This window comes from Marivita sp., assembly GCF_020055675.1.
In the GTDB taxonomy this organism is placed as follows: Bacteria; Pseudomonadota; Alphaproteobacteria; order Rhodobacterales; family Rhodobacteraceae; genus Marivita.
In genome coordinates this window covers 77410-89596 of sequence record NZ_JAIPUS010000012.1, presented here as the reverse complement: position 1 = coordinate 89596, position 12187 = coordinate 77410, and the positions used below count along the sequence as shown (strand labels likewise).

Annotated in this window: 10 protein-coding genes and 1 tRNA gene; 5 read left to right on the top strand and 6 right to left on the bottom strand. The window is 61.5% G+C overall.

The window, feature by feature from the left end; all coding sequences use genetic code 11:
- Window positions 1-3: 3 nt before the first annotated feature.
- A complete protein-coding gene (locus LCF59_RS10130; protein WP_292287347.1) occupies window positions 4-246 on the bottom strand; it encodes a twin-arginine translocase TatA/TatE family subunit in 243 nt (80 codons plus the stop codon).
- Window positions 247-431: 185 nt separating this feature from the next.
- On the opposite strand from LCF59_RS10130, the gene LCF59_RS10125 reads away from it, so the two are divergent.
- Complete coding sequence (locus LCF59_RS10125; RefSeq protein ID WP_292287346.1) at window positions 432-1097, top strand: YafY family protein; 666 nt, start codon at window positions 432-434, stop codon at window positions 1095-1097.
- A gap of 219 nt (window positions 1098-1316) precedes the next feature.
- On the opposite strand, the gene LCF59_RS10120 is transcribed toward LCF59_RS10125, so the two are convergent.
- The 5 genes from LCF59_RS10120 to pdxH all read right to left on the bottom strand — a co-directional run bounded on the left by LCF59_RS10120 (window position 1317) and on the right by pdxH (window position 7365).
- Window positions 1317-4979, bottom strand: coding sequence for a vitamin B12-dependent ribonucleotide reductase (locus tag LCF59_RS10120; RefSeq protein ID WP_292287345.1), 3663 nt, complete (start codon window positions 4977-4979; stop codon window positions 1317-1319).
- Window positions 4980-5515: 536 nt separating this feature from the next.
- Window positions 5516-5592, bottom strand: a tRNA-Pro gene (locus LCF59_RS10115).
- Window positions 5593-5661: 69 nt separating this feature from the next.
- Entirely contained in the window at window positions 5662-6084 is a 423-nt protein-coding gene (locus tag LCF59_RS10110; RefSeq protein ID WP_292287344.1) for a DUF192 domain-containing protein, read from the bottom strand.
- 32 nt (window positions 6085-6116) lie between these two features.
- Complete coding sequence (locus LCF59_RS10105; RefSeq protein WP_292287343.1) at window positions 6117-6656, bottom strand: cold-shock protein; 540 nt, start codon at window positions 6654-6656, stop codon at window positions 6117-6119.
- Between the two features lie 103 nt (window positions 6657-6759).
- Window positions 6760-7365, bottom strand: coding sequence for a pyridoxamine 5'-phosphate oxidase (pdxH, locus tag LCF59_RS10100; RefSeq protein WP_292287342.1), 606 nt, complete (start codon window positions 7363-7365; stop codon window positions 6760-6762).
- Window positions 7366-7531: 166 nt separating this feature from the next.
- Between pdxH and fabI the strand changes: the two genes are divergently transcribed.
- The 4 genes from fabI to LCF59_RS10080 all read left to right on the top strand — a co-directional run bounded on the left by fabI (window position 7532) and on the right by LCF59_RS10080 (window position 12182).
- Window positions 7532-8338 (top strand): enoyl-ACP reductase FabI, encoded by an 807-nt coding sequence (fabI, locus tag LCF59_RS10095; protein WP_292287341.1) that lies wholly within the window; start codon window positions 7532-7534, stop codon window positions 8336-8338.
- A 157-nt stretch (window positions 8339-8495) separates the two neighbouring features.
- Window positions 8496-8999 (top strand): xanthine phosphoribosyltransferase, encoded by a 504-nt coding sequence (gene gpt / locus LCF59_RS10090; RefSeq protein WP_292287340.1) that lies wholly within the window; start codon window positions 8496-8498, stop codon window positions 8997-8999.
- 99 nt (window positions 9000-9098) lie between these two features.
- On the top strand, window positions 9099-10295 hold the full coding sequence (locus tag LCF59_RS10085; protein WP_292287339.1) for an aminotransferase: 1197 nt from the start codon (window positions 9099-9101) through the stop codon (window positions 10293-10295).
- 42 nt (window positions 10296-10337) lie between these two features.
- Window positions 10338-12182 (top strand): peptidylprolyl isomerase, encoded by a 1845-nt coding sequence (locus LCF59_RS10080; RefSeq protein WP_292287338.1) that lies wholly within the window; start codon window positions 10338-10340, stop codon window positions 12180-12182.
- Window positions 12183-12187 lie beyond the last annotated feature (5 nt).

Here is a 12187-nt window from a genome sequence, read left to right as displayed (position 1 = left end):
GGGTTACACCTTGTCCTTGTGGGACTCGGTATCGGCGGCGGTGTCCGTTCCGGGTGTGACATCCTTGGCATCGTCGCCGGTATCGGCCTGCTCGATTTCCTCGGTTCCGTCTTTCACGCCTTTTTTGAAGGCCGTGATACCCTTGCCGACTTCGCCCATCAGCGACGAGATCTTGCCGCGACCGAACAGCACCAGCACCACAACGGCGATCAGCAGAAGGCCGGGAAGGCCGATATTGTTGAGCATGGCTCTCTCCTAACGTTGTATTGCCGCGTCGCGGCGCATCCTGACTGCGATGTTCTAATGGGTTTGACGCCTGTGGAAAAGCGCCAAACTCTCACGATCGCGATGAATCGCACTGGATTTTTGTCAAGAGCTTGTCAGTTGTCAGGTTTTTGTCAGTATCGCGACAGGTCAGGGGCGGGAATCACATGAAACGCAGTGACAGGCTTTATGCATTGATGCAGCGGCTCAAGGATGGTCGCCTGCACACAGCCGAGGCGATGGCCCAGGATCTTGGCGTGTCCGTGCGTACCATCTACCGCGACATGGACACGCTTGCCGCGTCCGGCGTGCCGGTCGAGGGCGCGCGCGGCGCCGGGTATACGGCCCAGGCGATGGTCACGCTGCCGCCGCTGAACCTGACCCAGACCGAACTCGAGGCTTTGCATGTGGCGCTTGCCGCTGTCGGCGCGGCCGAGGACGAGACCCTGTCGGCGGCCGCCCGTGCGCTGGCCGACAAGATTGACGCCGTGCTGCCCGAAGACACCGGAGCCCCCGCGGCACGGTTCGGGTTTGCCACCTACCCCTTTGACAAGGCTGCACAAGGGTTTCGCCATATGCCGGCCTTTCGCAAGGCGATCCGGGCGGGTCAGAAGCTTCGCCTGCGGATAGAGGGACAGGACAAGGGGCACACGGTCCGGCCATTGCAACTGGATTACTGGGGCCGCATCTGGACCTGCGTGGTCTGGGATGAAACCGATGACGCCTTCGCGACCTTCCGCATGGATCGCGTAACCGAGCTGACGCCGCTTCCGGGCTTGTTCGTCGAGGAGGCCGGTAAACGGCTCAAGGATTTTCAGGCGCTGCGGTCGTGACCGGGTTGACCGGGTCGAAATCCTGTCACGGATGGTATCGATGACCTGATGGGCTGTCGGCCCCCGGCGTTCGACCTCGGTCTCGGTACATGACACCCGAAGACGCACAAAAAAGGGGGCCGCAAGGCCCCCTTTTGACGTTTCACGCGTCACGCCCTGACGTTCCACACCGCGCGGCATGACCATGCCAGCAACCCGGCGCGCGTCAGAGGCGGTGCATCAGCTACACCCACTCGTGCCACCGCAGGTGTTGCACTTCATGCAGGTGCCGTTGCGGACCAGTGTGTAGTTGCCGCAATCGCTGCAGGCCTCGCCCTCGTAGCCCTGCATCTTGGCGCGGGTCACGGCGGTCATGGCCGTGGTCGAGGTGCTGGTGGTCTGCGTCGCCACCGCCACGCCGCCGGTTTCCGGCACAAGCCTGTTGAGCGGTGCGATGGTAGTATCGCCCTCGAACGCCACGGCGCCGGACTGGCCGCCCTGCAAAACAACCAGCTCTTGCGGCAGGCGTTTGCGCAGATAGCCCGTCGAGCTGATCTGCTTGAGCACCTCGAGCGAGCGGGAGGCCGCGGTATCCGACAGCTCTTGGACATTCGACACGCCCTCTTCCTCGCCCCGGCCAAGGTCGTCGAAAGACGCCCCCTCGGGCTTCACATGGGCCAGGTCTGTACGGTCGAGATAAGACACTGCCAGTTCGCGGAAGATGTAGTCGAGGATCGATGTCGCGTTCTTGATGCTGTCGTTGCCTTGCACCATGCCTGCCGGTTCGAACTTGGTGAAGGTGAAGGCATCGACAAACTCCTCGAGCGGCACGCCGTATTGCAGGCCGACCGACACCGCGATTGCGAAGTTGTTCATCATCGCCCGGAACCCGGCACCTTCCTTGTGCATGTCGATGAAGATCTCGCCCAGGTTGCCGTCCGCGTATTCGCCGGTGCGCAGGTAAACCTTGTGCCCGCCGACAACCGCCTTCTGCGTGTAGCCCTTGCGGCGCTCGGGCATTTTCTCACGATGCGATTTCTGGATTTCCTTGATGACCACCTTCTCGACGATCTTTTCGGCCAGGACCTGTGCCTTTTCGTGTGTTGATCCGGTCTCCAGCGTCTCGGCGGCGTCCTCATCGTCTTCGACCAATGCCGCCGCCAATGGCTGCGACAGCTTGGAGCCGTCGCGGTAAAGCGCGTTCGCCTTGGTGCCAAGCGACCAGCTTAGCTCATACGCCTTCTGGCAATCCTCGATCGTGGCATCGTTGGGCATGTTGATCGTCTTGGAGATCGCACCGGAAATGAAGGACTGCGCCGCTGCCATCATGGTGATGTGGCTGTTGACCGACAGGTAGCGCGTGCCCTTCTTGCCGCAGGGGTTGGCGCAATCGAACACCGGGTAATGTTCGACCTTCAGATGCGGTGCGCCTTCCAGCGTCATCGTCCCGCAGGCATGATCGTTTGCCGCGTCGATTTCTGCCTTGCTGAAGCCAAGGTGCCGCAGCAGGTCGAAGGTGGGATCATTCAGCTTGTCCTGCGGAATACCCAGCACCTCGCGGCAGAATTCCTCGCCCAGCGTCCACTGGTTGAACACGAAGCGGATGTCGAACGCCGCGTCCATCGCCTTTTCGATCTTGTCGAGTTGCGCAGGTCCGAAACCATGCCCCGCGAGCGTGGTGTGGTTGATCGCCGGCGCGTTGCCGATGGTCCCGTGCCCTTCGGCATAGGCAACGATTTCCTCGATCTGGGCGGTGGTGTAGCCCAGCTTTTCCAGCGCGGCCGGGACCGATTGGTTGATGATCTTGAAATAGCCGCCCCCGGCCAGTTTCTTGAATTTCACCAATGCGAAGTCCGGCTCGATCCCGGTGGTGTCGCAGTCCATCACCAGGCCGATCGTGCCGGTGGGCGCGATCACGGTCGCCTGCGCGTTGCGGTAGCCGTGCTTTTCGCCAAGGCGCAGTGCCTCGTCCCAGCTCGACATCGCAAGCTCGACCAACAGTCCGTCCGGGCAATTGGCGTGATCCAGCGCAACCGGCTTGACCGACAGGTCTTCATATCCGGTGGTCGCGCCATAGGCCGCGTTGCGATGGTTGCGGATGACCCGCAGCATGTGGTCGCGGTTGGTCTCGTAGCCAGTGAAGGCACCAAGCTCTCCGGCGATTTCGGCCGATGTGGCATAGGACACGCCGGTCATGATCGCGGTCAGCGCACCGCAAAGCGCGCGGCCTTCGTCGCTGTCATAGGAATATCCGAGGTTCATCAGCAGGCCGCCGATATTGGCATAGCCCAGACCTAGCGTGCGGAAGTCATAGGACCGCTGCGCGATTTCCTTGGACGGGAACTGCGCCATCATCACCGAGATTTCCAGCGTCAGCGTCCAGAGCCGCGTGGCATGCATGTAGTCTTCGGACTGGAACTCGCCGTCCTTCAGGAAGGTCAGCAGGTTCATCGACGCAAGATTGCACGCCGTGTCGTCAAGGAACATGTATTCCGAGCACGGGTTCGAGCCGCGGATCTCGCCATCTTCAGGGCAGGTGTGCCATTCATTGACGGTGGTGTGGAACTGGATGCCGGGATCGGCACAGGCCCATGCGGCGTGGCCCACGTCTTCCCACAGGTCGCGCGCCTTGATCGTCTTGGCGACGCTGCCATCGGTGCGGCGGATCAGCTCCCAATCGGCGTCATCCTTGACCGCCTGAAGGAACGCGTTGGTCACACGGATCGAGTTGTTCGAGTTCTGGCCCGATACGCTTGCATAGGCCTCGGAGTCCCAATCGGTGTCATAGGTCGGAAACTCGATCGACGCGTATCCCTGCCGCGCGTAATCCAGCACGCGCTTGATGTAGGTCTCGGGAATCAACGCGTTCTTCGCCGTGCGAATTGCGTCTTTCAAGCCATTGTTTTTCTTGGGGTCATAAGCGTCGTCCTGCAAGCCGTCCCAATGCCCGATGGCAGTGAAGATCGCGTTGAGCATCTTTTCGTGCATCTTCGATCCGGCGACGATGGACGCGACTTTCTGCTCTTCCTTGACCTTCCAGTTGATGAATTCCTCGATATCGGGGTGGTCGGCGTCGCAGATCACCATCTTGGCGGCGCGGCGCGTGGTGCCGCCCGACTTGATCGCGCCTGCCGCGCGGTCACCGATCTTGAGGAACCCCATCAGGCCAGACGACTTGCCGCCACCCGACAGCGGCTCGTTGGCCGCGCGGAGCGAGCTGAAGTTGGTACCGGTGCCCGACCCGTACTTGAACAGGCGTGCCTCGCGGACCCAGAGGTCCATGATGCCGCCATCGCCGACCAGATCATCCGCCACGGACTGGATGAAGCACGCATGCGGTTGCGGGTGTTCATAGGCCGACGTGGACTTCGTCAACGTGCCGGTCTTGTAGTCGACGTAAAAGTGCCCCTGGCTCGGACCGTCGATGCCATAGGCCCAGTGCAGACCGGTGTTGAACCACTGGGGGCTGTTTGGTGCGGCCTTCTGCGTCGCCAGCATGTAGCGCATTTCATCGAAATAGGCTTGGGCGTCTTCTTCAGTGGTGAAGTAGCCGCCTTTCCAGCCCCAATATGTCCACGCCCCTGCCAGGCGGTCAAATACCTGCTTGGACGAGACTTCCCCGGTGCGCTCAGTGTCGTCGGTCGCCGGAACGGACCGCCAGAGGAACGACGGGACGTTACGCTCCTTGACCTTTTTGACCGAAACCGGGACGCCTGCCTTGCGGAAATACTTCTGTGCCAGCACGTCACTCGCGACCTGGCTCCAGCTGCTCGGGACTTCGACGTTCTCCAGTGCGAAAACCGTGGTCCCGTCGGGGTTCCGGATCTCGGACTTTGTTTTTACGAATTCGATCTCCGCGTATGCATCCTGCCCCGCCTTGGTAAATTTTCTCTCGATTTTCATCGCACCGGTCTCTTTTCTTGATGTATATGTCATGGCCACGTCAAAAGCCGCGTCGAGGACAAGTCTGCCGGCTTTGCGTGCACCCCTGCACGCAAAAGCGCCTCAAAGCCGATAGCCGGTAAGTCTGCCCATCGCCCCGCACTGGCACTACATGTAGTGGTGATCACGGCGACTTGCACAAACTGACGGAAAACCAGCCGTGTCGTCAACACGTTTTTTGGCAATTTTGCCATAGATTTTGGGTTGACCATGACTGGCGGCACTAAACGTTGTGATTCAACTGTGAACGATGCCTGTATATGTCTGTGGATAAATAACGGCGCGATTATGCGCGCCTTTGCAGACAGTTATCCACAGGCATTGAGACGTTACCGGAACACGCGAAACGCCGCGTCACGGCTGCTGTCACCACGGCTGCCGACTCGGGTGGCCGCTTTGCCCTGTGACATGAAATACACGGGCAACAGCCAAAGGAATTTCAGCCCGGTGCGATGCCCGAGATGGCTTACATGCCGAATGTCATATCGTCTGGATGATGGTCGGGACGGCAAGATTCGAACTTGCGACCTACGGTACCCAAAACCGTCGCGCTACCAGGCTGCGCTACGCCCCGACTGAGGCGTCGTTTAGCGACCGCGATCAGGATTGAAAAGCGCTTTTTTCTTGTTGCCTGATACCGGGCTCAGGACGCGCAGGGCCACCCGGCGATCTCGTCGGGAATCGCCGGGTGCCGCATCTCGGTTTCCGGACCGATTCCGAGCCGATCCGCCATGCCGCCATTCAATTCAAGGACGAACTGGATGTTCGCGCCGCCGGGAATCCCCGTGAGGTCCCCCGGCACTGCGTTCTCATGGACTTTCCGGACAACCCCGGTTGCGTCAGCAAAGATCATGTCCAGCGGGATCAGCGTGTTCTTCATCCAGAACGACACCGATTGCGCCCGGTCATAGACAAACAGCATCCCTGACATCGTCGGCAGGTCTTCGACGAACATCAGACCCTTGCTGCGGCTCTCGGCTGTATCCGCAACGGAAACGGCAATCTGTGCATTGCCCCAGTCTCCCCGAAGGTGAAGTATTTCCTCGTGGCACGCATCAAGGGCCAATGCCGATGATGCGTGCACGACAAAAAGGGCAGCTAAACCAAACCACTTTCCCACGCGAGCACCTCTACAGCCATGCGCCCGCGACTGCTCTGGATCGAGCGGAGCGCGAGCGCCTCGCCGGGAAACAAATCCGAAAGACCGGAGCGGCGCAAGACCTCGATGTGAATGAACACATCCTCTGATTTGCCAAACACGTTGGCGAAACCAAAGCCCTTTGCCTTGTCGAACCATTTGACGCGGGCCGGCTCCAGGGCGGCTTCCGCGATCTCTTCTGGCGAGACGCCGCTGAAATCTTCCAGCGGTGCAACGTCCGGCAGGTCCGGAGGCGTGATTTCAAGCACTTCGACAGCTTGCAGCCCCCGGGCGGTGGTCTGGACAACCACATCAATCCGCGCCCCGTCGGCAACGGAGCCCTGACCATAGTTACGAAGTACGTTCGCGTGAAGCAGAATGTCCGGCCCACCCTCATCCGAAACCAAAAAACCGAACCCTTTGGCAGGGTCAAACCACTTCACTTGCCCGGACACGCGCGTGTCCGGATTCTGTGCTTGTTCCACGTTCTTATCCAACATCAAATTCCCAAGGGGTAACTGCGCGCCCAAGACGGCCTTTTCAACCCCGCAGACTAGGGAAATCAGGGGAGATTTCCATCCCGCAATTCACATAACGTGAATGTCAGGGATTTAACCTATTGATATTCCATGCTGAATTTTCGTCCTCACGCTCCCAACGAAACCGGTCGTGAAGACGAAACGCTCCGTCAGCCCAGAATTCGATTTCCGTCGGAGTGATCCGGAACCCGCCCCAGAACGGCGGTCTGGGCGGATGTGTCCCCAGCTTTGTCGTCAGCCGCGCCACCTCTGCCATCAACTCGGTGCGCGAGCCCAAAGGTTCCGATTGCCGCGATGCCCAGGCACCCAGACGACTCTTGAGAGAGCGCGAGGCGTAATAGGCATCCGCCTTCTCGCCCTCCTCACGCGTGACCGTCCCGCGCACCCGGATCTGCCTATGCAGCGATTTCCAGTGCATCACGAAAGCGGCCTTGCCGGAGATGGCGATCTCCTGCCCCTTCCGGCTGTCATAATTGGTGTAGAACACGAAGGCATCCGCCTCGATCTCTTTCAACAGCACCATGCGCGCATTGGGCATGCCCTGCGCATCGACCGTGGACAGGGCGATCGCGTTGGGGTCATTCACCTCGGACGCCTCCGCCTCGGTCAGCCAGGCGCGGGCGATCTCGAAGGGGTCGTCGCCAGCAAAAAGTCCAGTGCGGTCACTCATCGGGGATCTCCTCGGAATTGCGCCGTAACAACGGCGGGATGTGAAGCAGTGCGACATATCACACGGGTCCAAATAGTGCGATGAGACGCATAGGACACTCCAGCCTTGCCGCCCCCGCGCCCATCGCCTAAACGAAGTAAAGACCACAGACGAAAGGTGCGGAACCATGAAAAGCGAAATAATGGCGGGAAAGCGCGGGCTTATCATGGGCCTGGCCAATGACAAATCCATCGCCTGGGGGATCGCCCGTGCCCTGTCGGATGCGGGGGCCGAACTGGCTTTCTCGTATCAGGGCGACGCGCTCAAGAAACGGGTCACCCCCCTCGCGGCGCAGCTTGGCTCGAATATCGTTCTGCCATGCGACGTCAATGATGAAGCGTCGATTGATTCGCTGTTCGGCAACCTGAAAGAGCACTGGGACCAGCTCGACTTCATCGTCCACGCGATCGGCTTTTCCGACAAGTCGGAACTGCGCGGTCGTTACGTCGACACCAGCCGCGACAACTTCAACATGACGATGGACATCTCGGTCTATTCTTTCACAGCCGTGATGCAACGTGCCGAAAAGATGATGACCAACGGCGGTGCGGCGCTCACGATGACCTATTACGGCGCCGAACGGATCATGCCGCATTACAACGTGATGGGCGTCGCCAAGGCGGCGCTGGAGGCATCGGTGCGCTACCTGGCCGAGGACCTGGGCAAGGACGGCATCCGCGTCAACGCGATCAGCGCGGGCCCGATCAAGACGCTCGCCGCGTCCGGCATCGGCGATTTTCGCTACATCATGAAGTGGAACGAATACAACTCGCCGCTGCGCCGGAACGTGACGCTCGACGATGTGGGCAAGTCGGCGCTCTACCTGCTGTCCGACCTGGGGTCCGGCGTGACGGGCGAGACACACCATGTCGATGCGGGCTATCATGTCGTCGGCATGAAGGCGGTGGACGCACCGGACATCACTAAGGAATAACGACCGTGACCAAGGCCCGGGCGATCACGATAACAGCGTATGCGGCCGGCGGCGATGCCCGCGGCAGGCACCGCGCTGCTGCCGCTATCCGTGGGCCGCTCGGCCTGTGGCTGCCATCTGGCCGCTGACCCATCGCACCGCTTGAAAGGAACCTTCCATGTCCGACCGCCTGCCCCATGAAAAAGGTTTTCACGTCAGCTGGGACCAGTTGCACCGCGACGCCCGTGCCCTTGCGTGGCGCTTGCAGGGCGACGGCCCGGACGAGGGCGGCTGGCGCGCGGTCGTCGCCATCACCCGCGGGGGCATGGCCCCGGCGATGATCGTCGCACGCGAACTCGACATCCGCATGGTCGATACGATCAGCGTCAAAAGCTACAATCATCAAACCCAGTCAGAGCCGAAAGTGATCAAGTCGCCTGACATGAACGTGGTGGGCGACGGCACTGGCGTGCTTGTCGTCGATGATCTTGTCGACACCGGCAAGACGCTGGAAGTGGTGCGACAGCACATGCCAAAGGCCCATATCGCCACGGTGTATGCCAAGCCGTCAGGCCGCCCGCAGGTCAACACCTTCATTACCGAAGTCAGCCAGGACACCTGGATTTTCTTCCCCTGGGACATGGCCCTGCAATATGTCTCACCTTATCGCGGCACCGACTGACCCGGTTTCCTTGAAACCCGACGATCTCCCGGTGAGGGGCAACGCCCCTGCAACCCAAGATTCACGCGCGCCGAAGGCGCTCAATTCGGAGCAGGCTGCATGACATCACGCACTCAGACAACGTTCGCCCCTCCTGTCATGCAGGCCCGCCGCTGGCTCCAGGACGCGACCTTTCCCGAAAACCGGCCGCTGATCAACGTCAGCCAGGCCGCGCCAATAGATCCGCCGCCCGCGCCGTTGCGTGCGGCCATGGCCGATGCGCTCGAACAGCCGGAAACCCATCTCTACGGTCCGGTTCTCGGCCTGCCGGCCTTGCGCGCGGAACTCGCGGCGAAGTGGTCGCAGGATTACCGTGGCACGGTCACCGCCGACCGCGTGGCCATCACGTCGGGCTGCAACCAGGCCTTCGCCGCCACCATCTCGGCGCTTTGCACCGACGGCGACGAGGTGATCCTGCCGACGCCATGGTACTTCAATCACAAGATGTGGCTCGATATGGCGGGTGTCACCACCGTTCCGTTGCCCACGGGCCCAGACCTGTTACCCGATCCCGAAGCGGTCCGCGCCCTGATCACCGAACGCACCCGTGCCATCGTCCTGGTCACGCCGAATAACCCCGGGGGGGTCGAATATCCCGGTGACACCGTTCAGGCGGTTTTCGACTTGGCACGGGAGACGGGCATCAAGCTGATCATGGATGAAACCTATCGGGATTTCGACAGCCGCCCGTCGCCACCACATCCACTACTGTCCGCCCCGGACTGGGAAAAAACGCTCGTCCAGCTTTACTCCTTTTCCAAGGCCTATCGCCTCACCGGCCACCGCGTCGGCGCGATTGTCACCGATGAGGCCCTGCTTTCGGAGATCGAGAAGTTCCTCGACACCGTCACCATCTGCCCTTCGCAACTCGGCCAGCGCGCGGCGCTTTGGGGCTTGCAAAACCTCGGCGGCTGGCTTGCCGCCGAACGCGCCGAGATCCTCGACCGCCGCGCCGCCATCCACGACCATCTCCCGCTGCTCGAAGACACGGGATGGCGCCTGATGGGCTGCGGTGCATATTTCGCCTACCTGCAACATCCGTTCGCGGCCTCCAGCGCCACGCTTGCCCCGGACCTGGTGCATGAGATCGGCGTGCTCGCTCTGCCGGGAACCATGTTCATGCCGGCCTCAGACCCCGCCGGCGCACGCCAGTTTCGGATCGCCTTCGCCAATGTGGACCGGGCCGGGATCGAAACGCTTTTCACCCGCCTGGCGGGCCTGGACTGGCCTCTTGCGACCCCTGACCGCGACGCGTAGACACGTCACACGAAGTCACACAAACGCAAGGGGCTCCCCCGCATGGCCATGGGCAAGAGCAAGCTGTCGAAGACCTTCATCTGGATCCTGATGGGGCTTCTTTTCATTGGTCTTGCCGGGTTTGGCGCGACCAGCCTGACCGGCACCGCGCGCAGCGTCGCAACCGTCGGTGAAAAAGAAGTGTCGACCGACGCGTACCTGCGCAGCCTGCGATCCGAGATCAATGCCTATTCCGCCGAGGTTGGCCGCGCGGTTCCGATCTCGGAGGCACAATCCATCGGGCTGGATCGGCAGGTGCTCTCGCAACTCATCACCGCCCGCGCGCTCGACAACGAAGCGGCCCGCATCGGGCTGTCCGTCGGCGATGACGTGGTGGCAGAACAGCTCCTGCAAGTCGCCGCGTTCCAGGGTCCCAACGGCACCTTCGATCGGGACGCATACAGCTTTGCCCTGCGCAACCAGGGACTCACGGAATCGGAGTTCGAAGAACAGCTCCGCGACGACACCGCGCGGACCATCCTGCAAAGCGCTCTGATCGCCGGAAATACGCTACCGGACACCTATATCGATACCCTGATTGCCTATACCGGCGAGACCCGGGATTTCACATGGGCGCGCCTTACCGGGTCCGACCTGGAAACCAGCCTGCCAGAGCCCGGCGATGCCGACCTGGAGGCGTATTACCAGGACAATATCGAAAGTTACACGGTACCAGAGCTGCGCGACATCACCTACGCCTGGATCACGCCCGCGATGATCGTCGACACCGTCGAGATTGCCGAGGACACCCTGCGTGCCTCCTACGAAGAGCGTTTTGACGAATTCAACCTGCCGGAACGACGCCTTGTCGAACGGCTGGTCTTCAACACCGAGGACGCCGCCGCCGACGCGCGTGCCCGCATCGAGGACGGTCTGAGCTTTCAAGCCCTGGTCGAGGACCGCGGGCTTGAAATGGCGGATGTGGATATGGGTGACGTGACCCGCGACAGGCTGGACGATGCCGCAGATGACGTGTTTGCCGCCGATACCGGAGACGTGGTGGGACCGTTGCCGTCACCGCTCGGACCGGCGCTCTATCGCATCAATGCGGTTCTCGATGCGCAGAGCACGTCCTTCGACGAGGCGCGCCCCGACCTTCGCAGCGCGCTGGCCCTCGACCGGGCCCGCCGTGTGATCGAAACGCTGGCGCAATCGATCGACGATGAACTTGCCGCAGGAGCCACCCTTGAAGAAATCGCGCGAACAACCGAAGCGGAGTTAGGTCAGATCGACTGGTTTCCGAGCGCCGACGGCTCGATCGCGGCCTACGACGCGTTCCGCACAGCCGCGGCCGATCTGCACGAGGATGATTTTCCCGAAGTCCTCGAACTCGGCGACGGTGGCATCTTTGCGATGCGTCTCAACCGCATCCAGCCCCCGGCCCCGCAGCCCCTGGATGACGTGATCGACCAGGTGCGCCGCGGTTGGGAAACACGGGAACAGACAAACCAGCTGATGCAACAGGCCAAGGAGCTTGAAGCAGCGCTCGCCAGCGGCGACAGCTTCGACGCGCTCGACCTGGTGGCGCGCACCGAAACCGGGCTTGGACGCAATGCGCAGATCGCCGATCTGCCGGCCGGCCTGCTGTCAGCCGTGTTCGACATGCAAGAGGGCGACACCCGTACCGTGCCCGACACCGGCGCGGCAATCTTGCTGCGGCTCGACGATATCAACCCTGTAGACAGCACCGATCCCAACATGCAGCAGCTTGCCGACGCCCTGCGAAACCAGGCCGCCAACAGCATCGCCGAAGACCTGTTCCGCGCCTATGCCGGCGACGTCCAGCGCCGCGCCGGCGTTGACGTGAACCAGGGCGCGATCAACGCCATTCACGCCCAGATGCAGTAGTAGAG